This window comes from Yersinia sp. 22-579 (assembly GCF_030433455.1).
In the GTDB taxonomy this organism is placed as follows: Bacteria; Pseudomonadota; Gammaproteobacteria; order Enterobacterales; family Enterobacteriaceae; genus Yersinia; species Yersinia enterocolitica.
On sequence record NZ_JAUJTZ010000025.1, the window covers coordinates 23,661 to 48,282 of the forward strand.

A 24,622-nucleotide genomic window follows, 5' to 3' on the forward strand; every position below is an offset into this window, starting at 1 on the left:
TAAGCTTGAGCGTAAGGGAACCTAAAAACACCCTTAAATTTACGAAAATGTCAATGCTCAATCACGTGGGGGAACAGTAAAACCTTGCTGAGAACCCAAATGCCGGTTTTGACTACTTATGTCTTTATACCGAATAACATTTTTATCCCCAAAGCACGAAGGGCAAGGTGAACTGAACCCATGTTGAATACGCTAATTGTTGGTGCCAGTGGTTATGCCGGAGCTGAGCTTACGGCTTACCTGAATCGTCACCCACATATGAACATAACCGGTTTAACGGTTTCAGCGCAAAGTACAGATGCAGGGAAATTACTTTCTGATCTGCATCCGCAGCTAAAAGGCATTATCGATCTTCCGTTACAACCCTTGCTGGATGTGGCTCAAGCGGCAAAAGGTGTGGATGTTGTCTTCCTCGCCACCGCTCATGAGGTCAGCCATGATTTAGCGCCACAATTCCTGGCAGCAGGTTGTGTGGTATTCGACCTCTCCGGTGCATTCCGGGTTCAGGATGCGGGGTTTTATAGTCAATATTACGGTTTTGAGCATCAACATGCCGATTGGTTGGATAAAGTGGTCTATGGATTAGCTGAATGGCAGGCTGAGCAAATTAAGCAGGCCCAATTGATCGCGGTCCCAGGTTGTTATCCCACCGCATCCCAGCTAGCACTTAAACCGCTGGTAGAGGGTGGTTTGCTCAATGATGCGCAGTGGCCCGTGATTAACGCCGTCAGCGGTGTTAGTGGCGCGGGGCGCAAAGCCAGCATTGGCAACAGTTTCTGTGAAGTGAGTTTGCAACCCTATGGTTTGTTTAATCATCGTCATCAGCCGGAAATTGTCGCCCACCTTGGTACTCCAGTGATTTTTACCCCGCACTTGGGGAATTTCGCTCGCGGTATTTTGGCGACCATTACCTGCCGTCTGAATGCGGGCGTGACAGCACAAGATATCGCTGAGGCATACCATAATGCCTATCAGGATAAGCCACTGGTTCGGCTCTATAAGCAAGGCGTACCGGCGCTAAAAGCGGTGGTGGGTCTACCTTTCTGTGATATCGGTTTCTCTGTACAGGGTGAACATTTAATTATTGTCGCGACAGAAGATAACCTGCTGAAAGGCGCGGCGGCCCAGGCGGTGCAATGCATGAATATACGTTTTGGCTTTGCGGAAACCCAATCTCTGTTGTGAGCAATAAAACGCTAAGCAGCAGAGGTTGTAACCGAGTCGGAACTGACATTTTTTCTAATTATATTGAGGCGAAACATGATAAACCCGTTGGTCATTAAATTAGGTGGCGTGTTGCTCGACAGCGAAGAAGCGCTGGAACGCCTGTTTACTGCATTGGTGACCTATCGTGAGAAGCATGAGCGCCCGCTGGTGATTATGCACGGTGGTGGTTGTTTGGTTGATGATTTGATGAAAAAACTTGCGTTGCCGGTGGTGAAGAAAAACGGCCTGCGTGTGACGCCAGCAGATCAAATTGACATTATTACCGGTGCATTAGCGGGTACCGCCAACAAAACATTGCTGGCCTGGGCGGTTAAACATGACATCAATGCTGTTGGCTTATGCTTGGGTGATGGTCATACCGTGTCGGTCACCCCGCTGGATACGACACTTGGCCATGTGGGCAAAGCCGAAGCTGGCTCACCGGCTTTAGTACAAACCTTACTGGCCGCAAATTACATGCCTATCATCAGCTCTATTGGTATTACTAAAGAGGGTAGTCTGATGAACGTAAATGCCGATCAGGCAGCGACTGCATTGGCCGCGACATTGGGAGCCGATTTAATTTTGCTGTCGGATGTCAGTGGGATTTTAGATGGCAAAGGCCAGCGCATTGCTGAAATGACCGCACAAAAAGCGGAGCAATTAATTGCGCAGGGCATCATCACGGACGGCATGGTGGTGAAAGTGAATGCGGCGCTGGATGCGGCTCGCTCATTGGGCCGTCCGGTGGATATCGCCAGTTGGCGTCATGCGGATCAGTTACCCGCATTGTTTAATGGTGAGCCGATCGGTACACGTATTCTGGCTTAATACTGTTTATTTTATTATAAATTTTTATAACCCAAAGTCATTGGCATTACAGGTAGGCAGCAAGTGAACTCATCCCGATGAGCTGACATGAGTCAGTGATTCGGGTGAGCGAGCGCAGCTAACAACCCTGTAGCTTCAAGGACGAAGGGGAGAACTTAAGGAAGAAAGATTATGGCATTGTGGGGCGGACGGTTCAGTCAGGCGGCAGATCAGCGTTTTAAGCAATTTAACGATTCCCTGCGGTTTGATTACCGACTGGCAGAGCAGGATATTATCGGTTCTGTTGCCTGGTCGAAAGCACTGGTCACGGTCGGCGTTTTAACGGCGGCAGAACAGCAACAACTTGAGCAGGCGCTCTCCGTTTTATTAGAGGAAGTTCAGGCCGATCCACAGGCTATTTTGAACAGTGATGCGGAAGATATTCACAGTTGGGTAGAAACCAAACTGATCGATAAAGTTGGTGATTTAGGCAAAAAACTGCATACCGGGCGCAGCCGTAACGATCAGGTGGCAACTGACCTGAAGTTGTGGTGCAAATTGCAGATAACCGAATTGAAAACCGCCGTGCAGCAATTGCAACAAGCGCTGGTTATCACTGCCGAAGCCAATCAGGATGCCGTGATGCCGGGTTATACCCATTTGCAGCGTGCTCAACCTGTGACCTTTGCACACTGGTGTCTGGCCTATGCTGAAATGCTGGCTCGTGATGAAAGCCGCCTGCAAGATACCTTGAAACGCCTGGATGTCAGCCCGTTAGGCAGTGGCGCTTTAGCTGGAACGGCCTACGCTATTGATCGCGAACAACTGGCGGGTTGGTTAGGTTTTGCTTCGGCTACTCGTAATAGCCTGGACAGTGTTTCTGACCGTGACCATGTGTTGGAATTACTGTCTGATGCCAGTATTGGTATGGTGCATTTGTCCCGTTTTGCTGAAGATTTGATTTTCTTCAACAGCGGTGAAGCTGCTTTCGTTGATTTATCGGATCGTGTTACGTCTGGCTCTTCCTTGATGCCGCAAAAGAAAAATCCAGATGCGCTGGAATTAATCCGTGGGAAATGTGGCCGGGTACAGGGTGCATTGACTGGGATGATGATGACGCTCAAAGGCCTGCCTCTGGCATATAACAAAGACATGCAAGAAGACAAAGAAGGCCTGTTTGATGCGCTCGATACCTGGCTTGACTGCTTGCATATGGCGGCGCTGGTACTGGATGGCATTCAGGTGAAACGCCCCCGTTGCAAAGAAGCGGCTGAGCAAGGTTATGCCAATGCGACTGAGTTAGCTGATTATCTGGTCGCCAAAGGTGTGCCATTCCGTGAGGCACACCATATTGTTGGTGAAGCGGTGGTTGAGGCTATTCGTCAGGGGAAAGCATTAGAGGCTTTATCACTAAGTGACTTGCAAAAATTCAGTGCAGTCATTGGCGATGATGTTTATCCGATTCTGGCATTGCAATCTTGTTTAGATAAGCGTGTTGCTAAAGGCGGTGTTTCACCTCAACAAGTCGCATCGGCCATTGCCGAGGCTAAAGCGCGTTTATTTTAATTCGCAGAGTATTGGTTAATGTTGCAGCGGGCCACAATTAATGTGGCCCGTTTTGCGTTATAAATACTTAAATATATTTTATTCGTTACTGGTTTTATTTAAAAAACTTTAATCCGCGTAACAGCTATCGCTATTTATTCATTATTTATTTCTTCTATTAAATCAATGCCATCAGTAACCTGCTATTTTATTCTTAATAGACAGTTGAGTTTATAACCACAAATGATTATGATAATCATTATCAAATAATGGCGATATAGTAAAACCTCTACTAGCATTAAAAAATTAAATGAATATTACTTAGGTGAAATAACAGTAGATCTTACTGAAAAATATTATTGAATCCTCTAATAAAGTAACTACTTTATTTTTAAATTTAATGCCCCATTTATTTGATGACGTAACTTATTTACTTCATGGCAAATAACATCATTTCTATTACCGGATACTTTATATTATTTGGCGGTAATCCTATGGCAACGTTTTATTGTGAAAACCATTAGGTGAATGACTAATAATTAATGGATTTATTATTTATATACTAATAAGGATGAAATCTCATAAATGGATAATATAGTTAGAGGTCGCAGAACAACAATAAATAAAATCACATTTGGTCTATTTTTGGCATTAACAACACAAGGTTATTCGCAGAGAGTGAATGCTGAAACCGCCGTCGAAACCTCCCATGAACATGATCTGGTATTAGATGAGTTAAAAGTGGAGGGAACCAGTAACGCCCATGAGGGTGACTGGGTTTACGATGAACTCCACTCTGTTAGTGAAATCTCTCGCGAACAGCTCGATAGTCGACCAGCTCGCCATGCGGCGGATATATTGGAACAAACCTCCGGTGTCTATTCCAGCGTTAGCCAACAAGACCCTGCACTTTCAGTGAATATTCGTGGCATTCAGGATTATGGCCGCATCAATATGAATATTGATGGCATGCGGCAAAATTTTATGAAAAGCGGCCATGGGCAACGCAACGGTGTGATGTATATCGATCCGGAAATACTGGATAATGTGGTGATTGAACGAGGAGCGACTAACGGTATTGGTAGTGTAGGAACAATTGGCGGTATTGTGACTTTTAATACTCTTAATGCCAGAGAATTTTTGGCATCGGGTAAGGGAATTGGCGGGCGTGTTCGCGCCATGAGCGGAACTAACGGTACTCAGTTTATTGGTAGTAGTGTACTAGCATTAGGAAATGAACGTGGTGATCTATTATTGGCTGTCAGTGAACGTAATTTAAAAGAATATTGGCCTGGCCGTCGGGGGAATCTTGGTATTATTCGTCTTGGTGCAGGATTTGGTACGGAAAATATAGAGGTGCATGAGTTAATAAAGAAAAAAAAAGTCTCTTTTACTGACTATAAGATTCATTCACAAATAGCCAAATTGGGCTGGAATATATCTGCCGATCAGCGCCTGATGCTCAGCTATCTCCAAGCCCAAATACACAGCCCCAATGCAGGAATGTTCACAACCCTTAGAAACACGAAAGGCGTAGGAACGGTAGAAGAATATGGTTGGGTAAGCAGTAGTGTCAGTGATGTAAAGAACCGTAATATCGGGCTGGATTATAGCCTCAAACCGGAGCATATCCCCTGGTTGAATCTGGCGGCAAAAATTTATTATGTCGATACCGATGATCAAACCGATACCCACAATTCTGACAGCGTTAATCGCAGGAAATTCTGGACCCAAACTCAACTAGCCACTCATGGTTTACAACTGCAAAACACCAGTTTATTTACCCCCGCCGATCAACATCAATTAGCACTCCACTATGGCCTAGAGTGGTTTAGTGACCGCTCCCGAGGCAATACTACCAATAACTATCTAGGGGGGTTACTCCCAGCAGGTCAAAGTGCACATGGGCTAACGCCGCCCGGTAAGCGTGCGATGACCAGCACTTTTGCCCAGCTTAACTACAATTACAGTGATTGGCTCCGGTTGGAAGGGGGGTTGCGTTACGATCAGTTCCATTTACAGGGCAGTACCTGGCTACTAACAAGGTCTTATATTGCAGAATATACCGCTCTAAATCCTTGTGATCGAAACAGACCAAATATACTTGAGCAGGTTTACGAAGAAAAGGATCGGTGTTCAAGTAACAGACATTCAATAATGGTGTGGGATGTCGATCGTCGCGAACAGCGATTTTCTCCGACTGCGGCTTTGGGTATCAAACCGGGTGTACAGTGGTTGGAATTTTTTGGCACTTACGGTAAATCCTGGCGGCCGCCGGCGATCACCGAGGTACTGGCCAGCGGTACCTCCAACGGCCATGCTTGGAATTTACCCAATCCTTTCTTAGCATCTGAGCGCTCGAAAGCGTGGGAAGCGGGCTTTAATATTCAGCAACAAAATCTGTTTATTGATGAAGATCGCCTTGTTGCTAAAGTGGCATACTTTGATACTCGCGTCGCCAATTATATCAATCTTGAACTCGCTAAGCAGCCGCCAAAAATGGGGTGGCCGGATTTTTCTAAGGCAGCCTATATTAATAACTTATTATCAACTCGCTTTCGCGGGTTGGAATATCAATTAAGTTATGATGTTGGTGTTTTTTATATTAATGCTAATTATACCCGAATGATTGGCTTAAATAGTCTTTGTTCACGCCATGCCTGGTTGGGGGGGGTGCATAAATTTCAGAGGGATAGTCAAAGGAGAGTGTATTTCATAGAGGATGAAAGAAGAAGTAATATTATAAACTGTATGCCTGCGAGTAATATATTTGGTTCATCGGCTTATTTGCCCGGTGACCGTGGTAGTTTAACGTTAGGTGGAAGAATTTTTGATAAAAAGCTATATATCGGCACCATTATTCGTTATAACAAAGGACACCAAGATTATGCGGCGTTGGATCCATTAAAGAGTACAAACTCACATGGTCATGGTATCGTGGCTCACATTGCCGACTGGCCGAAATATACCGTATTTGATCTTTATGCCAGTTATGAGCTAACGAATAATTTAACCTTGCGTAGTTCAATAGATAATATTACTGATCGTGCTTATGTAGTTAGTTATGGCGATTCTCTTGCTACCTCACCAAGTCGAGGACGAACTATTCAGGGCGGATTTGAATATAGGTTTTAGTTTTATTTATTTAATATAAGTACTAAATATAAATATTGAACATAACATATTTAATAAAGTCTTCAGGTGAATAATCATTTTACCTGTTGTTCTCTGTAACTCATGACGAGTTACAAAATCACTGTTAACCCTAAATTCTAAATAATGGTTGTTAACACTAAATAAAGTAAGGATATATTATGACTGTAACAATTAAATATAATAGCCAACTGGCCGAATCTACCATCTCTTCTTATATGAAAGACTGGACTGAAAAAAACGGCAATATTACTACTGCCACCGACAAGGTGTATGGTCAATTCGCTGACGCAACTATGGGTGCTGGTAACCAGTATTCTATGGGCAGTTCTCATCAGGCAGATACTGGGATGATTCTGGAAGGCGCTTTGGTGTACAATTTCCAGCAACATGTTTTCTACGGCACAATGGAAAGTTTAGAGCTGGGCGAGGTGTTTGTCCCTAATGAAGGTGGGCTTGGTCGGCATTTCGAACTACCGCAACTGAAAGTGAGTGGGCTGGATGTTACCAGCACTTTGGGTGAGGCTAGAGAAGGCGAAGTGCATAAATCTGTACGTGGCTTACAGGAAGGTAATCCAGACCCAATGTTAGCACTATTGAAGACCATAGGCATTGATGTGGATACCCAACTGAAAGATATGGCAATCGCCAGCCAATTCGAAGTTATGGCATCAGATATGCCAATGATTGATACCGTTGGTGTAGTTGAAAGCAGTGATATGTTATTAGCTGCTTAAGTAAGACTTCCGGAAAAGGATTTTCTGGTCGAATCTAGCTGTTGTGCGATAAATGTTAGTGTACTTGTAATATATGTAATAAGTGTAAGTGCGCCATCGCCGTACTTTGCTATATTGGGTGCGGCGGTGGTTCATATTTTATAAAAGGATATTTATATGACAATCACTATTAAATATCAGGAAGAATTTAAAAACGAAACTATTTCATCTTATACTCACTGGTGGGCCTATGACTTTGGTGATATTGCGTTGGAGTCGAGTGAAAATGAATATCATCTTTACTCGGCTGGGCCAAATCCTCCCACCGTTGGTGTGAAATATGCAATTCAAAGCACTTCCCCTCAAAGTAAAACTGCCATAGTGATGGAATCTAAGGGAATGCACGCGGCGATGGTATTTGAAACTAATGGAGTCAAGATATCAACGGAACCTACTTTAATTCCCGGTGAGAGTGAAGGTTTACAGTTTGGTAATTATTTAATCCCTATTCCAAATGCTGATTTAGACGATTATCAATGTAATCAACTGCAACTCCAACAAGTGCAACTGGAGTTCCGTGGGTTAGCTATTTCGGATGACATTGATATTTCGATATTTGAAGTGATTTTTTCGATGCTTATCAATGATGTATATCCAAGTAATAATGTTCTTGGTGTATACGGCCTGCTAAGGGGAAACAATGCTCCCATATTGGAAATCCTCAAATCCCAAGGTGTAGATGTCAACACACCATTTAAAGATTTAGCCATTGCCAGCCAGTTTGAGATTACGACTGACACACCAATTATTGAAATAGTGGGCACAACCGATGGGGGCGATATATTATTAGCTGCTTAAATTATTCTCTGGCCTAATGCTGGGCTATATATTAGTCATAAATTAAAAGGATATTGTTATGACAATAACTATTAAATATCAGAGTCAATTAGCAGAATACTCAATTTCTCATTCCATTTACCAATGGACTACGGCTTATGGTGACTTGATACAGACACCAGATTCGTTTAAACCTTATGGTACATTATCCAGTCATATTGACGATAATAATAATGAAACTATTCAGGTTGAATTTAAAAGCTTTTATGAGAGTCATGCAGCAATGATTATTGGTGGTGATCGGCTTTATCAAGGTGGCGATGCTCTTATTATGGAAAAACAGATACGAGTATTAGAGTTTGGTGAGTCACTTATACCTAATTCGGAGAATACGGGTAAACAACTTCAACATCTACAACTGAAATTGGACGGTTTAAATATTGAAAATGATTTTTATCCTTCACTGTGTTCAATATCGCAAGCATTTGATGCAGGGCCAGCTAATCCTTACCAGGGGGGGATAGATCACGGCACGTATAATTTGTTGAGAGGTAATGCTACCCCAATGTTGGAAATTCTAAAATCTCAGGGTATTGATGTAGATTCTCCACTTAAAGATATAGCTATTGCCAGCCAATTTGAAGTGGTTGTTGATATACCCATTATTGATACAGTGGGAGCCGCTGATAGTAGCGAAATATTGTTAGCCGCGTAAATGGCTCGCTATCAAATAATGAAATACACAGTCATAAATTAAAAGGATATTATTATGACAGTAACTATAAGATATAGCGAAAATATAAAAGATGAAACTATCTATTCATATACCCACAAATGGATAGCTGATTTTAATATACCCACCGAAGAGGGTTCTAATTTCGGAGGTTTTCATGGTCTTAAAGACTCTATCACCAGACAGTTCGAACAATTCTCGGTGACGAATACTTCAGGAGATAAAGCCACAATAATTCTAAGTGGGGAAATAAGCTTTAATTTATGTCATAGGGCTATTTACGGCAAAGTGGAAAGTTTGGAACTAGGTAAAGAAGGGCTTATCCAAAATGAGGGGGATAATGCTATAATTGAGAAACATTTGGTGGAGCCTCAACTGATACTTAATAATTTAAGTATCATCGGTGAGTATGATGATTTTAAAATAACCGCCGAAAACCGAAAAAATGACATTCATCAGATAGGATTTAATTTAAAAAAAGACAATGCAGATATACTCTTGGAAATATTAAAAAATCAAGGTGTTGATGTCAATACGCCACTTAAAGATATGGCGAGTGCCAACCAGTTTAATATACCAGTCATTGATACCTTGGGTACAAATGACAGCAATGAAATATTATTGGCTGCTTAATTAAAGGTGTTAGCGAGTGATTATCTGGCTGGATAAATAATGCCACCACGATACAACCCTATACTTACTACAGTGGTGGTTATAATTATGGAAATTAACTTTCCTATGAATTTATATATTCGGATAAGCAATTTTTTTGCAAAAATTAAAATTGGCCACCAGTAATTTTACGATTAAATGTTTTCAGTATGGAAATGGATGCCATGAAGTCACAAAAAACGATCGACCTTTCTTCGGATTCGCTGACAATTCTTTCCGTTCTGGCCAGTCACAAGAAGAGCCTGTGGGGGATAGGACTTTTTACAGCAGTAATTAATCTTTTGATGTTAGCCCCCGCGATTTATATGTTGCAAGTTTATGATCGGGTTCTGGCATCAGCTAATACCATGACATTGTTGATGCTCACTATTTTGGTTCTGGGAATATTTGTATTTATTGGCTTACTTGAGTGGATTCGTAGTGCGATAGTCATTCGGCTCGGTACCCGTATTGATATGCAACTTAATCAACGAGTTTTTAATGCTGCTTTTGCGTCCCAACTTATGGGGCATACCACGCCCGCGGCACAAGCATTGAATGATCTCACCTCTTTGCGCCAGTTTGCGACCGGTAATGCCCTGTTTGCTTTTTTTGATGCTCCCTGGTTCCCGCTTTATTTACTGGTTATTTTTATACTCCATCCCTGGTTGGGTGTATTAGCCGCATCTGGGGCTTGTGTGTTGATTTTTCTTGCTTGGCTTAACCAGTGGGTGTGTAAAAAACCATTGAAAGAAGCATCCACTGTCACCTCACAAGCAACGCAACAGGCGAATGCGAACTTACGTAATGCGGATGCGATTGAAGCAATGGGGATGCTGGATGCATTACGCAAACGCTGGTTAGTGCAGCATTCACGTTTCCTTTATCAGCAAAATGTGGCCAGTGATAAAAGCAGCCAAGTCACTGCGGCTTCCAAATCCAGTCGTCAGGCTTTGCAATCAATGATGTTAGGGCTGGGTGCATTATTGGTCATTGATGGTGCAATTACGGCTGGTGTCATGATTGCTGGTTCTATTTTAATCGGACGAGTGTTGGGGCCAATTGATCAATTGATTGCCGTTTGGAAACAATGGAGCCATGCACGATTATCTTATTTGCGCCTCGTCCATTTATTGGCTGAGCACCCACCTGTACCTACTGGTATGGCGCTCTCGGCACCCACTGGAAAGCTCAATGTGACACAACTGACGGTGTGTAAGCCGGGCACACATATTCCTATTTTATATTCCCTCGACTTTGAATTGCAGGCAGGCGATGTTTTGGGCGTTTTAGGGGCATCAGGCAGCGGTAAATCGACTTTGGCAAAGCTGTTGGTGGCGTGTAAACCGGCCTTTAGCGGCTCGGTGCGGCTGGATAGCGCAAATATTTCTCAATGGGATAAAACTCACCTGGGACAATTTATTGGTTACTTACCGCAAGATATTCAACTGTTTCGCGGTTCGATTGCAGAAAATATTGCACGCTTTGGCACGGTTGATACTGCAAAAGTGATAGTGGCAGCTCAAATGGCAGGGGTACACGATTTAATCCTGCATCTGTCATGTGGCTATGACACTCAGCTTGGTGACGGAGGGCAGGAACTCTCTGGTGGCCAGCGTCAGCGTATTGCTCTGGCGCGGGCAATGTACGGTGTGCCGCGACTTATTATATTGGATGAACCCAATGCCAGTTTGGATAATGAGGGCGAAAAAGCCTTATTGGCAAGCATCATCCAACTCAAACAGCAGGGTTGCACCATTGTGATGATCACCCATAAGCCAGAGCTGTTATCAGGTAGCGATTTCTTGTTGTTACTCAATAAAGGACGGATGGAGTTGTTTGATCGTACTGCAACGGTTTTACAGCAGATGAAAGGGGCTGATACGCCAGTGATCAACGCCAAAGTTAAGACACCGGGTAGCCAAAAGTCGTGGGGAGGCGGTATGTCATATGCTGTCGTCCCTGCCCACGCTGTGTCACAGAAATCATAATGTTAACTAGATATCCACATATTAATTATATATCCACGGATGGAGTCATCACTAATGTTACCTGAATCTGACCATTCCTCGGCTAAGAATTTAAGTCAGCATCCACCACTACAAACCAACAGCGGGAGATATCTTGGCCTGGGGGCATTATTGGTTTGCGGTGGTTTTATTGGTTCTTTGTTGTGGGCGGGGCTGGCTCCTTTGGATAAAGGTATTGCGGTGATGGGGCATATCGTTGTGGCAGAAAACCGTAAGTTAGTGCAGCCGCTGCAAGGAGGACGTATCCAGCAATTGCATGTTGCTGAGGGCGATGACGTCACGCAAGGGCAATTACTTATCACTCTGGATGATACTGCGCTACTCAGCCATCGCGATAATTTACAAAATCAGTATTTGAGTGCACTCGCTCAAGAGTCTCGTCTCACAGCAGAGCAACATGAATTACCGACAATTACCTTCCCTCCTGCATTGCTTCAGTATCCAGCACAAGCTTTAGTTGAGCGTAATACTGTGTTGCAGCAGCAGCTATTTCTCCATCGTCGTCAGGCCCAACTGAGCGAAATTGCCCGGCTATCAGCACAAATTACCCGTCACGAGAGCCGGCTAGATGGATTACAAGTGGCCCGCGGCCATAACCAGCGTCAATTTGACTTATTCCAGCGGCAACTACAGGGAGTACAGTTATTGGCAAAAAATGGTCACGTTGCGCAAAGTCAGTTGTTGGAGATGGAGCGTCAGGCGATTTCATTGCGCGCAAATATAGAAAAGAATACCAGTGAGATTTTGGAGCTTCATAAGCAAATTGGCGAAACAGAGCAACATATCTTACAACGGCGCGAGCAGTATAAAAGTGAGAATCGTGAGCAATTGGCTAAAGCGCAACAAAGTACTCAAGAGTTGGAGCAGCGCTTGGGGATTGCAGAATATGAATTAGATAATACGCGAATTTACGCGCCAGTCAGTGGCACGGTTATCGCCCTTGCTCAACACACGGTTGGCGGTGTGGTCAGTACCGGGCAAACATTAATGGAACTGGTTCCTAATGGGCAGCCACTCTTAGCTGAGGCCCAGCTTCCGGTGTCATTAATTGATAAGGTAATGGTTGGGCTACCAGTAGACCTGAACTTCTCTGCTTTTAATCAAAGTAGCACCCCGCGGTTACAAGGTTCGGTATTACACGTTGGTGCCGATCGTATACAAAACCCACATACTTTAGAGCCTTACTATCCTTTAACTGTCACCATTGATATCACACAAACCGAGCTGGAAATTCGGCCGGGTATGTCAGTCGACATTTTTATCCGAACAGGGGAAAGGTCGCTACTTAATTATCTGTTTAAACCGCTAACCGATCGCCTGCATGTTGCCTTTGCTGAAGAATGATTAATTGGAGTTAATCCATTAAAAATAAAGGAATATAGTGACTTAATTTATGAGTATACGGCAGAGTAAAGGTAGTGTGATTTTCTTTTGGGTAAGTGCCTTATTAACCAGCGGTGTTCATATTTATCTGATATGGCTATTGAGTAATACCACTACCCCCCCCGCATACACAGAGGTCTCTCCTGTGGCAATTATGATCGCGGTATCGACGGAGCCGGAGTTTACCCAACATATGGAGCAAGATTCGGTAGTTGGTATCACTCAAAATATCAATGAACCGGTGACGGAGCTGTCGGAACATCAGCCAGAAGAAGTGAGTCATATTTTGGCCGCACCCGAGCATTCAAATGCTGCGTTGATTGTTGAAAGAGAAGTAAATGAGCCGCTAAAAGAGCTAAACAAAGCAAAACGACCACAACAGAAAGTGATGGCACCACGTCAGCCCATTAATGAACAAATATCGGAAAACCAAAGCAGCCCCTCAGCTCCAGCGGTGGTAACCAGTACGCCTTTATCGGGGGAGAGTCATCGGGTCGCGGCTGCGGCGAACAGTCATTCGTTGCATAATCAACAAAGTAAAATGAATTGGAAAAGCCGATTACAAGGGCATCTGGCAGGGTTTAAACGTTATCCACCCCGAGCTCGAAAACAGCGCCAGCAAGGAACTGTGATTATCCGTTTTGTGGTTAATAAAGAGGGGTATGTGTTATCTACTAAACTTGTTAAAAGCAGTGGAGTTATTGCTTTAGATCAAGAGGCATTGGCAGTAGTTAAACGCGCTCAACCATTGCCCCAGCCACCCGTCGGGTTATTATCAAATGGGCAGGTTTCATTGACTATGCCAGTTGGTTTTGATCTAAAAAATATAAGACGGTGAATAGTGGGGTATTATTTGACGTTGCTGCGCGAAATAAAGGATAAAAAACCGGGCATAACGCCCGGTTTAAACGGCTGGAAAAGGTTATTCACCTGGGCAGCGCAGACAACGTTCGGCCTCATCAGTACCCAGTTTCAATTTAGACTGCAAATCACGCAATGCTGTACGCAAACCTTCTTCAATCACGGGGTGATAGAACGGCATATCCAGCATCTGGTTGATGGTCATTTGTTGTTGATGTGCCCAAGCCAATAGATGGGCAATATGCTCGGCACTTGGCCCCATCATCTCAGCACCCAGGAAACGACCTGTTCCCTGTTCGCCATAAACTCGCAAGATACCTTTGTTTTTCAGCATGACCCGTGAGCGGCCTTGATTCTCAAAAGAGACTTCGCCGATTTCAAAGCAACCGCATGCACTGAATTTTTGCGATAATTCGCGGAACGTAGAACCTACCATCGCGATTTGTGGGTCAGAGAACACCACGGAGATTGGGCTGCGGCGCAAACCCGGAACCACTTCTGGGAACCCACCGGCGTTGACTCCCGCGATACGCGCCTGATCGCTGGCTTCATGCAGTAAGGGTAATTGGTTGCTGGCATCACCGGCAATAAAGATATGCGGCACGTTAGTCTGCATTGTCAGCCGGTCAGCTGGCGGAACACCACGATCGTCAAGCACCAGTGAGGTATTTTCCAAACTGAGTTTATCGACATTCGGCCGGCGACCTGTGGCAGCTAAAACATAATCCACCATGATTTCTTGTGGTGAACCGGCTTCATCCAGATAGCGGATAAAGACTTTATCCCCTTCGCGCTGCATCACTTCAACTTTCACATCTGGGTTGAGATAGAACTCTTCACCCAAGGTTTTTGCTGCGTAATTGCGCACAATACTGTCTGTCAGCGGGCCGACACCGCCACCCACGCCGAACATTTTGACTTGAACACCAAGTCGATGCAGTGCCTGGCCAAGTTCCAGCCCGATAACGCCGGGGCCGAAAACAGCGACTGATTCGGGTAAATCGTCCCAGTTGAATACGTCGTCGTTGACGATAAGTCGATCACCCAGCTCATTCCAGGCGGCAGGCCAGCTCGGGCGAGAGCCAGTGGCAATGACAATGCGCTGCGAAATAATACGAGTGTTATCATCAACTTGTAGTGTGTTGTCATCAATAAAACGGGCATAGCCCTGAATTTTGTCATTAGCCGGAATGTTATCGACACCTTCCAACACAAAACCCACAAAGCGGTCGCGCTCGCGTTTTACGCGGTCCATGACTTCACGGCCATTAATCAGAATGTCACCTTGTGGGTGAATACCAAAACCGGGCGCTTTTTCAATCTGATGCACAGCTTCAGCCGCCGCAATCAGCAGTTTGGATGGCATGCAACCGACGCGGGCACAGGTGGTACCGTATTCGCCACCTTCAATCATGACTACATTGGGGGTCGCCAGTTTGGCAGCGCGATAAGCGCCAAGCCCGGCAGTGCCACCGCCAATCACGGCGACATCAACGTTTAAGGTTTTCATGTCTGCTCCATCACAGGAAAAAAGGGTAGGCCGAAGCCTACCAAGCTACTTCATATTATCTTCATTCTATTAATATTATTAAGCAGATAAGTAATTCTCTAAATCATCACTACCACCAATGTGGCGGCCACCGATAAACACTTGTGGCACTGTCCCACGGCCAGTAACAGCGCGCAGACTGACGGTGGTGGCATCTTTACCCAGTACGATTTCTTCATACTGAATACCGCGCTCTTGCAGCATCTGTTTGGCTTTGGCGCAGAATGGGCAGCCCGGTTTGGTAAAGACAGAAACCGATTCTTGCACTTTAAAATCAGGGGCCAGATATTTCAGCATGGTGTCAGCGTCAGACACTTCAAACGGGTCGCCCGGCTTGTTTGGCTCGACAAACATTTTCTCAACCACGCCGTTACGTACCAGCATGGAATAACGCCATGAACGCGGCCCGAAGCCCAGATCCGCTTTCTCAACCAGCATATTCATACCTTTGGTGAATTCGCCGTTGCCATCAGGAATGAAAGTGATATTTTCTGCATTTTGATCGGCTTTCCAGGCATTCATCACGAAAGTATCATTGACCGACACACACAGAATGCTATCAACACCGTGCTGTTTAAACACACCGGCCAGTTCGTTATAACGTGGCAGATGGCTGGAAGAACAAGTCGGGGTAAAGGCACCCGGTAGTGAAAATACGATTACGGTTTTATTGTTAAATAACTCATCGGTAGTGACATCAACCCACTGGTCGCCCTGACGGGTATGGAAAGTGACTTGTGGGACTTTTTTACCTTCTTGGCTAGTAAACATCTGTAACTCCTTAATTAGAAAATAAAATATTTAAATTTTTCTGGTTATCTCTTCGTTGGGACACATTATTCATTTTATCACTTGATAGTTCTAATCACTGGTTGCTATCTTATCTATCGTTAATGGCTATCATAAAGCGGAGCACCGATGAATATTCGTGATTTAGAATACCTAGTGGCGCTGGCTGAGTTCAGGCATTTCCGGCGCGCAGCCGACTCTTGTCATGTCAGTCAACCCACATTAAGTGGCCAGATTCGTAAACTGGAAGATGAACTGGGCGTGATGTTGTTAGAGCGCACCAGTCGTAAAGTGCTGTTTACACAGGCAGGGTTATTGCTGGTGGAACAAGCCAGAACAGTATTGCGAGAAGTGAAAGTGCTCAAAGAGATGGCCAGTTTGCAGGGTGAGAGTATGTCTGGCCCACTGCATATTGGGCTTATTCCTACTGTTGGGCCGTATCTATTGCCGCAAATCATTCCTATGTTGCATCAAACATTCCCAAAACTGGAAATGTATCTGCACGAAGCGCAAACCCAAAACCTTCTGGCGCAGTTGGATAGCGGTAAACTCGATTGTGCCATTCTGGCTCTGGTTAAAGAGACCGAAGCTTTTATTGAAGTTCCGCTCTTTGATGAGCCGATGCAATTGGCGATTTATGCTGATCACCCGTGGGCCGATCGTGACAAAGTGCAGATGCATGAGCTGGCGGGTGAGAAATTACTGATGCTGGAAGATGGTCACTGTTTGCGTGATCAGGCGATGGGTTTTTGCTTCCAGGCGGGCGCTGATGAAGACACACATTTCCGTGCTACCAGCTTGGAAACTCTGCGCAATATGGTTGCAGCAGGTAGTGGAATTACACTATTGCCATCACTAGCGGTACCGAATGAAAGAAAGCGTGATGGTGTTTGTTATCTGGAATGCTACAAGCCAGTACCAAAGCGCACCATTGCGTTAGTGTATCGCCCCGGCTCCCCATTGCGTGGCCGCTATGAGCAACTTGCCGAGGCAATACGTGAACACATGCAACCGCGCATGAATTCAGATGTTATCACCCAAAAACTAGAACAGGCGGTTTAATCCATTGAGTGCTGCCACTCGGTAGGCTTCTGCCATAGTTGGATAGTTGAAGGTAGTATTAACGAAGTATTCGATAGTATTGCCTTCTCCTTTTTGCTCCATGATGGCCTGCCCGATGTGGATAATTTCAGCCGCACGTTCACCAAAGCAATGAATACCGAGGATCTGCTTGGTTTCCCGATGGAACAGGATTTTTAAACTGCCGGTATCCATGCCAACGATTTGCGCCCGTGCGAGATGTTTAAATTGCGCGCGCCCCACCTCGTAAGGGACTTTCATCGCCGTCAGATCTTGTTCTGTTTTACCCACCGAACTGATTTCCGGAATAGTATAAATTCCGGTTGGAATATCTTCGATCAGGTGAGTATTCGCTTCGCCTTTGATCATCGCTTGTGCTGCAATTCGCCCTTGGTCATAAGCCGCAGAGGCCAGACTTGGGTAGCCAATCACATCCCCAACCGCATATACATGGGAAAGCGCTGTCTGATACATGCTGTTGACCTTCAACAAGCCACGGCTATCCGCTTCCAGTCCAATCTTTTCCAAGTCTAAGCCACTGGTATTACCGGTGCGTCCATTGGCATACAGCAAACAATCCGCTTTGACCTTTTTGCCTGATTTCAGATGGACAATAACTCCGTCAACGGTTCCCTCAATCTGCTCAAATTCTTCGTTATGGCGGATAACCACGCCGTTATTCCAGAAGTGATAAGAGAGGGCATCTGACATTTCCTGATCGAGGAACGCCAGCAGACGGTCGCGGGTATTAATTAAATCAACTTTGACACTTAGACCACGGAAAATTGAAGCGTATTCACAGCCAATAACTCCAGCGCCATAGATAATGACGTGTTGGGGCTCATGGCTGAGTTGTAAAATGGTATCGCTGTCGTAAATGCGTTCGTGGGTAAAATCAACATTTGCTGGGCGATAGGGGCGTGAACCGGTCGCAATCACGATGTTATCGGCTCGCAGTGTATCGTTGGTACCATCGGCATAACGCACGTTTATGGTATTGGCATCAATAAAACTGGCATCACCGGAGAACATTTGGCAGTGATTGCGATCATAAAAGCCTTGGCGCATACGGGTCTGCTGGTTAATAACACGATCCGCATGGTTTAAAATATCAGAGAAAGAGGAACTGATGGTTCGGGCATTGTCGCTGTAAAGTGGGTTTTGGTTGAACTCGATAATACGGCTAACGGCGTGGCGCAAAGCTTTGGAAGGGATGGTGCCCCAATGGGTGCAACCCCCGCCCACATTATTATACCGTTCAATCACGGCAACGCGGGCACCTTGCTTGACCAACCCCATAGCGGCACCTTCACCGCCAGGACCCGAGCCAATAACAATGGCATCAAAATGGAAGTGCTGTTGCATGTAGGAGAGACCTATTATTATACAAAATTACAACGCTACATTAACATCATCCTAAGTATAACCCAATAAACAATGGGTAAATCACCGTGATGTGTGCTGTAAAGCGGCAATTCCGTATGGTGATGATACGTTTGTATAACGGTTGTTACTATAAAGTTTGGTATATTGCTGACTATATGTCTTAGATTGAGAAATTGGATATCCCTTGGGTACGATTATGGGCGTCAGAGCACAACAAAAAGAGCGGACTCGTCGTTCCCTTATCGAAGCGGCGTTCAGCCAACTGAGTGCTGAGCGGAGTTTTGCCAGCCTGAGTTTGCGGGAGGTCTCCCGTGAGGCAGGCATTGCACCGACTTCTTTTTATCGGCATTTCCGTGATGTAGATGAACTTGGGCTGACAATGGTCGACGAAAGCGGCCTGATGTTGCGCCAACTTATGCGGCAAGCTCGTCAACGGATTGCCAAGGGCGGCAGTGTTATCCGCACCTCAGTATCTACATTCATGGAATTTATCGGTAATAACCCTAATGCATTCCGCTTATTGTTGCGGGAGCGGTCTGGGACGTCCGCGGCCTTCCGTGCGGCGGTTGCGCGTGAAATTCAGCATTTTATTGCCGAGCTGGCCGATTATCTTGAGCTGGAAAATCATATGCCGCGCAGCTTCACGGAAGCACAAGCTGAGGCCATGGTCACAATTGTCTTCAGTGCGGGTGCAGAAGTACTGGACGTAGATGCTGAACAGCGGCGACAGTTAGAAGAACGACTGGTTTTACAACTGCGGATGATCTCCAAGGGTGCTTATTATTGGTATCGGCGCGAGCAGGAAAAGCTCGCTGTGTCCCGCGCTTAATAAGGTAAGGAAAACAATGGAACAATCTTGCTCTAAAAAACAATCTTCCTCGGAAAAACAATCTTGCTCTCAACAACAAGCTTATTCTGAAAAACAACCTCACCGTGAAACCGGCACCCTGCTGTTGGCTTTGATTACGGGTTTGGCAATAAACGGTTCATTTAACGCGTTATTCAGCGGGTTTGTTCCTTTTTCAGTTTTTCCTCTGCTGACATTAATCCTGGCGGTTTATTGTTTGCATCAGCGCTATCTCAATTTTGCCATGCCGCATGGCCTGCCAGTACTGGCTGGTGCGTGTTTCTTACTTGGCATTTTATTGTATAGCGCGATTGTGCGGGTTGAGCATCCGGCGATTGGTTCTAACTTTGTTCCTTCGATTTTGAGTGTGGTGTTGGTGTTCTGGATCTTATTCAAACTGAAAGCACGCAAATCGGCGCAGACAGACATCAATGCTGATACCGACGCGGATAGTGATAACCAGCAGCCGCAATAGCTTTTCTGTTCATTCATTGCACCCAATAGAAAGGGCAACAGCGCGTTGCCCTTTCAGACAGCTGACAAAGTCAAATGAAGGGGAATCGTGCCGTTGGGGTCGTAGTCGCGTAAGCGACCGGAGTGCCCCGAGGTGCGGTAACCCCTTCACTCACTAAGTTATCAACAGCTTTGTCATTAAGCTCAAAGGGCAATATCGCGTTGCCCTTTTTTTGTCTCGATTCCTGCTGTTCGTCAGTCTCGTTTTTCCAGTAAAACCCCACATTCCATATGATGGGTGTAAGGGAACTGATCAAATAGCGCTAATCGGCTGATTTTATGTGTGTGTCGCAACTGTTCAAGGTTGGCACACAGGGTTTCTGGATTACAGGAGATATAAAGGATGCGTGGGTAGGCCTGTACCAACTTGACGGTTTCATCATCCAGCCCACTGCGCGGTGGGTCGACAAAAATGGTCTCGCAGTTGTAACTACTCAAATCAATACCCTTCAGGCGGTTAAACTCACGCACACCTTGCATGGCCTGGGTAAACTCCTCCGCTGACATCCGGATAATTTGCACATTATCGATATGATTGGCCGCGATGTTGTATTGCGCCGCTGCGACTGACGGTTTGGCAATTTCAGTTGCCAATACCCGATCAAAATTACGCGCCAACGCCAGTGAGAAATTACCGTTGCCGCAGTACAGCTCTAATAAATCGCCGCTGGCATGTTGGGTGACATCAATCGCCCATTCCAACATATGAATATTCACCGCCGCATTAGGTTGGGTGAAACTATTCTCAACCTGACGATAGATCATGTCGCGCCCGGCGACGGGCAACACTTCGTCGATATAGTCGTGATCCAGCATGATTTTGGTTTTTGACGCTCGGCCAATCAGTTGCAGGTCAAAACCTTGCTCACGCAATTGATCTCGCAGTTCCTGCGCTTTTTGCTGCCACTCTTCATCTAATGGGCGGTGATACAGCAAAGAGGCGATCAGCTTGCCACTTAGGGTAGATAAATAATCAATCTGGAACAGCTTGCGCCGCAAAATCGGCTCGGCTCTGATGGCCGTCATCAGTGCGCTCATCAAACGATTAATTAACAGACTGGCCACTGGGAATTGCTCAACCCGAATTCGCTGCTTGGTCTGTTGGTCAAACATGATGTGGTACAGGTCATCTTCATCATGCCAAACGCGGAACTCGGCCCTCATGCGGTAATGTTCTGCTGGAGAACGGAATATTTCCGCAGCGGGTGCCTGAAACGGCGACATCATCGCCTGAAGACGGGCAGATTTTTCCGCCAATTGGTGCTCGTAGCCGTCAGTCGGCAGGATGTCAGGAGTCATGTTTCTTCTCGTCTGGACATAATAAAAGAGGAGTATTGCTGCGGATTGTAGGGAAAGTGGCTCTGATGTCCAGTTTTGTTGTATTTATTCCCTGTAACAATAATGGAAGTCTAGACATCTATTTTACTTGATCGTAGCATTGCGGTCCGGCCTCAAGCTGTTACTTAAACACCTAAGAGTTAAAAGGGAATCCGGTGTAAATCCGGAGCTGACGCGCAGCGGTAAGGGGAAGTCACGGCGATAGGTTTCAACCAGACACTGTCCGTAAGGATGGGAAGTCATCGCTCGCTCTGTTTTATTCATAGTCAGATAACAGAGATCCCAAGCCCGAAAACCTGCCGGTATACGTCGCAATATTCGTGGTCGTCGCGTACTACCGGCCATGGCTCTGCGGCATCCGCTATTTGAGTTTGGATGCTTTTTAATGACCACTAAAAATACAATCACAATAAAACAATATACGCTGCTCACGGCTCTCTCTGTGACAGCATTCTCTGGATGGGCGCAAGGCAACACCGCAACCGGTAATAAAGATGAAATGGTGGTTACCGCCAGCCGTTTCAAACAACCCGTTTCGACCGTATTGGCTCCTGCCGATGTGGTCACGCGCGATGATATTGACCGCTGGCAGGCGAAAAGTCTTAATGAAGTGATGCGCCGCTTGCCGGGGGTAGATATTGCACAATTCGGCGGGGTAGGTCAGGGCTCTTCTATGTATATCCGTGGCACCGAAGCCCGCCATGTCCTGATATTGGTTGATGGCATTCCCCTGGCACGTACCGGTATTGTTAACAGCGTTAACCTCGATCAAATCCCTATTTCCTTAGTGCAGCGAGTTGAATATATCCGCGGGCCGCGTTCTGCTGTTTATGGTTCTGGTGCAATTGGTGGCGTCATTAACGTGATTACGCAGACAGACCAGGAAGGCGCGCAGATTAATGCCGGGATCGGCTCTAAAGGCTATCAGCAATATGATGGCAGTGTTCGCCAGCGCTTTGGCGATACCTTGGCCACGTTAGCGGGCGGGTATCAAACCAGCAATGGATATAACGTCAAACCTGACTCACCGAACCCAATCGATAACGACCGCGATGGTTTCCGCAATAAAAACTTCTGGGCAGGATTGGAGCATCAATTCAGCCAAGAGATATCTGGTTTTGTCAGAGGTTATGGTTATACCAATAGTACGGATTACGATGTCGGCAGCATACCTTACCTCCCTGAATACAGTGGCGATAAAGAGCGGCTCTATAACCATACTTATGATGCGGGGCTGCGTTATGCATCGGGCGCCTACTCTTCACAATTAATCGGCAGCTATCAAAAATATAAAGACTACAACTTTAGTAGCCAATATGGCCGCTATGGTGTGGCTACCACGCTGGATAATATGGATCAGCGGAACGTGCAATGGGGCAACACTTATAGCTTTGAAAGTGGAACATTGAGCGCAGGCCTTGACTGGCAGCAACAGCGTTTAACCTCATCTAGTCAGACCATCTCTGATACTTATAAGCGGGATAACACCGGTTTATACCTTAGCGGACAGCAGAAAATCGGCAATGTGACATTAGAAGCTGCTGGCCGTGGCGATAAGGATGAGCAATTTGGCTGGCATGAAACATGGCAAACCGCGGCAGGCTGGGAGTTCGTTCCTGACTATCGTGTGACCGTCTCTTATGGCACCGGCTTCCTGGCTCCATCTCTGGGTCAGCAATATGGTTCGCAGCGCTTTGACATCATATCCAACAGTGACCTTAAGCCGGAAGAGTCTCGCCAATGGGAAGCGGGTTTGGAAGGAGTGACCGGGCCACTTGACTGGCGTTTGTCCGCTTATCACAACAAAATTGAAAACCTGATTGATTACTCTTTTGATAATTCAACATTCAAAGGGCATTACTACAATGTCAATTCCGCGACCATAAAAGGTGTGGAATGGACGGGTAATCTCACTACCGGCATATTTACACACGGAGTCACACTGCAATACATCGACCCGCGTAATGATATGAATAATGAGGTATTAGCTCGCCGTTCTAAGCAACAGGCGAAGTATCAGTTAGATTGGACGATGTTTAACCTTGATATGGATGTCTCTTATCAGTATTACGGTAAACGTTATGACAATAGCACCTCAGCATATAGCTCGACTCAACGTGAATTGTCGAGTTACAGCACAGTAGACGTTTCAGCGGGCTATCCGGTTACTTCTCATCTAACAGTTCGTGGTAGAATTGCCAACCTGTTTGATAAAGAATACGAAACGGCTTATGGCTATAAAACCGCTGGACGAGAGTATTACCTCACCGGAAGCTATAACTTCTAAGGCTGATACTGCTCCTCGCCCGACAGCGCTGATTTTTGACTCAGGTGTTGGCGGGCTGTCTGTCTATCAGGAGATTCGACAATTACTGCCGGATCTCCACTATATATATGCTTTCGACAACGTCGCGTTCCCTTATGGGGAGAAGTCAGGCGAATTTATTGTTGAGCGCGTACTGGAAATTGTCACCGCAGTTCAACAGCGCCACCCGCTAGCTATCGTGGTTATCGCCTGCAACACGGCCAGTACTGTCTCCCTTCCTGCTTTACGTGAACGTTTTACCTTCCCGGTTGTGGGGGTGGTTCCGGCCATCAAACCTGCGGTACGGCTCACACGTAATGGTGTTGTCGGCCTGCTGGCCACTCGTGGCACAGTTCATGCTTCTTATACCCAGGATTTGATCGAGCGCTTTGCGACAGACTGCAAAATTGAGTTACTGGGATCATCTGAGCTGGTGGAGCTGGCGGAAACCAAGTTACATGGTGGTGTTGTTCCGAAGGAAGCATTAAAGAAAATCCTTCATCCGTGGCTCGCCATGCGTGAACCGCCAGATACCATCGTTTTAGGTTGCACCCATTTCCCTCTATTAACTGAAGAGTTAGCGCAAGTGTTGCCAGAAGGCACCCGAATGGTCGATTCCGGCGCTGCAATTGCTCGCCGTACTGCCTGGCTTATCTCTTCTCAAGAAAATGTGATTTCTTCCGATGAAGAAAATATCGCGTATTGCATGACACTGAATGCGGATACTGACGCTTTATTGCCCGTTTTGCAGGGTTATGGCTTTCCATCGCTGGAAAAACTGCCAATTTAACGGCGTTTTGACTAAAGAATCAGCGGTTGAAAAGTTTTTTGAAATTAGGGGTTGCAGGCTGTCAGGAACTCCCTATAATGCGCCTCCACTGACCGGGAAC

20 protein-coding genes and 1 riboswitch are annotated in these 24,622 nt (G+C 45.8%); of the genes, 16 read left to right on the forward strand and 4 right to left on the reverse strand.

Annotation, left to right across the window (positions count from 1 at the left end):
* Window positions 1-180 precede the first annotated feature (180 nt).
* The 11 genes from argC (at window position 181) to QSV56_RS21210 (ending at window position 13,902) form a co-directional block, all read left to right on the forward strand.
* On the forward strand, window positions 181-1,185 hold the full coding sequence (gene argC / locus QSV56_RS21160) for an N-acetyl-gamma-glutamyl-phosphate reductase (RefSeq protein ID WP_301213656.1): 1,005 nt from the start codon (window positions 181-183) through the stop codon (window positions 1,183-1,185).
* A 75-nt stretch (window positions 1,186-1,260) separates the two neighbouring features.
* A complete protein-coding gene (gene argB, locus QSV56_RS21165; RefSeq protein ID WP_072086066.1) occupies window positions 1,261-2,037 on the forward strand; it encodes an acetylglutamate kinase in 777 nt (258 codons plus the stop codon).
* Between the two features lie 171 nt (window positions 2,038-2,208).
* Window positions 2,209-3,582, forward strand: a complete 1,374-nt coding sequence (gene argH, locus QSV56_RS21170) for an argininosuccinate lyase (RefSeq protein WP_046049983.1) — start codon at window positions 2,209-2,211, stop codon at window positions 3,580-3,582.
* A gap of 564 nt (window positions 3,583-4,146) precedes the next feature.
* Complete coding sequence (locus QSV56_RS21175; RefSeq protein WP_301213660.1) at window positions 4,147-6,696, forward strand: TonB-dependent hemoglobin/transferrin/lactoferrin family receptor; 2,550 nt, start codon at window positions 4,147-4,149, stop codon at window positions 6,694-6,696.
* A gap of 179 nt (window positions 6,697-6,875) precedes the next feature.
* Window positions 6,876-7,451, forward strand: a complete 576-nt coding sequence (locus QSV56_RS21180) for a heme acquisition protein HasA (RefSeq protein ID WP_046049985.1) — start codon at window positions 6,876-6,878, stop codon at window positions 7,449-7,451.
* 156 nt (window positions 7,452-7,607) lie between these two features.
* Entirely contained in the window at window positions 7,608-8,288 is a 681-nt protein-coding gene (locus QSV56_RS21185; RefSeq protein ID WP_301213663.1) for a heme acquisition protein HasA, read from the forward strand.
* A 58-nt stretch (window positions 8,289-8,346) separates the two neighbouring features.
* Window positions 8,347-8,982: a heme acquisition protein HasA gene (locus QSV56_RS21190; protein WP_046049987.1), complete on the forward strand. Its 636-nt coding sequence runs from the start codon at window positions 8,347-8,349 to the stop codon at window positions 8,980-8,982.
* A 54-nt stretch (window positions 8,983-9,036) separates the two neighbouring features.
* Complete coding sequence (locus QSV56_RS21195; RefSeq protein WP_046049988.1) at window positions 9,037-9,633, forward strand: heme acquisition protein HasA; 597 nt, start codon at window positions 9,037-9,039, stop codon at window positions 9,631-9,633.
* 188 nt (window positions 9,634-9,821) lie between these two features.
* The gene (locus QSV56_RS21200; protein WP_227747473.1) at window positions 9,822-11,642 is read left to right on the forward strand and encodes a type I secretion system permease/ATPase; all 1,821 of its coding nucleotides are present in this window, start codon (window positions 9,822-9,824) and stop codon (window positions 11,640-11,642) included.
* Window positions 11,643-11,696: 54 nt separating this feature from the next.
* On the forward strand, window positions 11,697-13,025 hold the full coding sequence (locus QSV56_RS21205) for an HlyD family type I secretion periplasmic adaptor subunit (RefSeq protein ID WP_301213667.1): 1,329 nt from the start codon (window positions 11,697-11,699) through the stop codon (window positions 13,023-13,025).
* A gap of 49 nt (window positions 13,026-13,074) precedes the next feature.
* On the forward strand, window positions 13,075-13,902 hold the full coding sequence (locus QSV56_RS21210) for an energy transducer TonB (RefSeq protein ID WP_172666729.1): 828 nt from the start codon (window positions 13,075-13,077) through the stop codon (window positions 13,900-13,902).
* An 84-nt stretch (window positions 13,903-13,986) separates the two neighbouring features.
* On the opposite strand, the gene QSV56_RS21215 is transcribed toward QSV56_RS21210, so the two are convergent.
* Window positions 13,987-15,435 (reverse strand): dihydrolipoyl dehydrogenase, encoded by a 1,449-nt coding sequence (locus QSV56_RS21215; protein WP_301213669.1) that lies wholly within the window; start codon window positions 15,433-15,435, stop codon window positions 13,987-13,989.
* A 78-nt stretch (window positions 15,436-15,513) separates the two neighbouring features.
* A complete protein-coding gene (locus tag QSV56_RS21220) occupies window positions 15,514-16,245 on the reverse strand; it encodes a glutathione peroxidase (protein WP_050132157.1) in 732 nt (243 codons plus the stop codon).
* Window positions 16,246-16,392: 147 nt separating this feature from the next.
* Here QSV56_RS21220 and oxyR point away from each other — a divergent pair, with 147 nt between their 5' ends.
* A complete protein-coding gene (gene oxyR / locus QSV56_RS21225) occupies window positions 16,393-17,325 on the forward strand; it encodes a DNA-binding transcriptional regulator OxyR (RefSeq protein WP_019080262.1) in 933 nt (310 codons plus the stop codon).
* On the opposite strand, the gene sthA is transcribed toward oxyR, so the two are convergent.
* Complete coding sequence (sthA, locus tag QSV56_RS21230) at window positions 17,308-18,708, reverse strand: Si-specific NAD(P)(+) transhydrogenase (RefSeq protein WP_050322346.1); 1,401 nt, start codon at window positions 18,706-18,708, stop codon at window positions 17,308-17,310. The two genes, oxyR and sthA, sit on opposite strands and share 18 nt — an antisense overlap.
* Window positions 18,709-18,925: 217 nt before the next feature.
* Here sthA and fabR point away from each other — a divergent pair, with 217 nt between their 5' ends.
* Both fabR and QSV56_RS21240 read left to right on the forward strand, forming a co-directional pair.
* Window positions 18,926-19,558 carry an HTH-type transcriptional repressor FabR gene (gene fabR / locus QSV56_RS21235; protein WP_005163800.1) on the forward strand — a complete coding sequence of 211 codons (633 nt, stop codon included), beginning with the start codon at window positions 18,926-18,928 and terminating at the stop codon, window positions 19,556-19,558.
* Window positions 19,559-19,574: 16 nt separating this feature from the next.
* The gene (locus QSV56_RS21240; protein ID WP_072083128.1) at window positions 19,575-20,051 is read left to right on the forward strand and encodes a YijD family membrane protein; all 477 of its coding nucleotides are present in this window, start codon (window positions 19,575-19,577) and stop codon (window positions 20,049-20,051) included.
* A gap of 233 nt (window positions 20,052-20,284) precedes the next feature.
* Here the strand turns inward: QSV56_RS21240 and trmA are convergent, their stop codons facing one another.
* Entirely contained in the window at window positions 20,285-21,388 is a 1,104-nt protein-coding gene (gene trmA, locus QSV56_RS21245; protein WP_050163483.1) for a tRNA (uridine(54)-C5)-methyltransferase TrmA, read from the reverse strand.
* A gap of 130 nt (window positions 21,389-21,518) precedes the next feature.
* A riboswitch (cobalamin riboswitch) is annotated at window positions 21,519-21,746 on the forward strand.
* A gap of 66 nt (window positions 21,747-21,812) precedes the next feature.
* Between trmA and btuB the strand changes: the two genes are divergently transcribed.
* Together btuB and murI are read left to right on the forward strand one after the other, a co-directional pair.
* On the forward strand, window positions 21,813-23,714 hold the full coding sequence (gene btuB, locus QSV56_RS21250; RefSeq protein WP_050132159.1) for a TonB-dependent vitamin B12 receptor BtuB: 1,902 nt from the start codon (window positions 21,813-21,815) through the stop codon (window positions 23,712-23,714).
* Window positions 23,659-24,522: a glutamate racemase gene (gene murI, locus QSV56_RS21255; RefSeq protein WP_301213679.1), complete on the forward strand. Its 864-nt coding sequence runs from the start codon at window positions 23,659-23,661 to the stop codon at window positions 24,520-24,522. The genes btuB and murI overlap by 56 nt, the downstream gene beginning before the upstream one ends.
* The last annotated feature ends 100 nt before the right edge of the window (window positions 24,523-24,622 follow it).

Bases quoted from the DNA above. Each gene is read 5' to 3' on its own strand.
- murI (WP_301213679.1), top strand. From the start codon at position 23,659: ATGGCTATAAAACCGCTGGACGAGAGTATTACCTCACCGGAAGCTATA.
- trmA (WP_050163483.1), bottom strand. From the start codon at position 21,388: ATGACTCCTGACATCCTGCCGACTGACGGCTACGAGCACCAATTGGCG.
- QSV56_RS21190 (WP_046049987.1), top strand. From the start codon at position 8,347: ATGACAATAACTATTAAATATCAGAGTCAATTAGCAGAATACTCAATT.
- sthA (WP_050322346.1), bottom strand. From the start codon at position 18,708: ATGCAACAGCACTTCCATTTTGATGCCATTGTTATTGGCTCGGGTCCT.
- QSV56_RS21205 (WP_301213667.1), top strand. From the start codon at position 11,697: ATGTTACCTGAATCTGACCATTCCTCGGCTAAGAATTTAAGTCAGCAT.
- QSV56_RS21210 (WP_172666729.1), top strand. From the start codon at position 13,075: ATGAGTATACGGCAGAGTAAAGGTAGTGTGATTTTCTTTTGGGTAAGT.
- fabR (WP_005163800.1), top strand. From the start codon at position 18,926: ATGGGCGTCAGAGCACAACAAAAAGAGCGGACTCGTCGTTCCCTTATC.
- QSV56_RS21180 (WP_046049985.1), top strand. From the start codon at position 6,876: ATGACTGTAACAATTAAATATAATAGCCAACTGGCCGAATCTACCATC.
- argB (WP_072086066.1), top strand. From the start codon at position 1,261: ATGATAAACCCGTTGGTCATTAAATTAGGTGGCGTGTTGCTCGACAGC.
- QSV56_RS21185 (WP_301213663.1), top strand. From the start codon at position 7,608: ATGACAATCACTATTAAATATCAGGAAGAATTTAAAAACGAAACTATT.
- QSV56_RS21220 (WP_050132157.1), bottom strand. From the start codon at position 16,245: ATGTTTACTAGCCAAGAAGGTAAAAAAGTCCCACAAGTCACTTTCCAT.
- QSV56_RS21200 (WP_227747473.1), top strand. From the start codon at position 9,822: ATGGAAATGGATGCCATGAAGTCACAAAAAACGATCGACCTTTCTTCG.
- QSV56_RS21215 (WP_301213669.1), bottom strand. From the start codon at position 15,435: ATGAAAACCTTAAACGTTGATGTCGCCGTGATTGGCGGTGGCACTGCC.
- QSV56_RS21240 (WP_072083128.1), top strand. From the start codon at position 19,575: ATGGAACAATCTTGCTCTAAAAAACAATCTTCCTCGGAAAAACAATCT.
- argC (WP_301213656.1), top strand. From the start codon at position 181: ATGTTGAATACGCTAATTGTTGGTGCCAGTGGTTATGCCGGAGCTGAG.
- oxyR (WP_019080262.1), top strand. From the start codon at position 16,393: ATGAATATTCGTGATTTAGAATACCTAGTGGCGCTGGCTGAGTTCAGG.
- QSV56_RS21195 (WP_046049988.1), top strand. From the start codon at position 9,037: ATGACAGTAACTATAAGATATAGCGAAAATATAAAAGATGAAACTATC.
- argH (WP_046049983.1), top strand. From the start codon at position 2,209: ATGGCATTGTGGGGCGGACGGTTCAGTCAGGCGGCAGATCAGCGTTTT.
- btuB (WP_050132159.1), top strand. From the start codon at position 21,813: ATGACCACTAAAAATACAATCACAATAAAACAATATACGCTGCTCACG.
- QSV56_RS21175 (WP_301213660.1), top strand. From the start codon at position 4,147: ATGGATAATATAGTTAGAGGTCGCAGAACAACAATAAATAAAATCACA.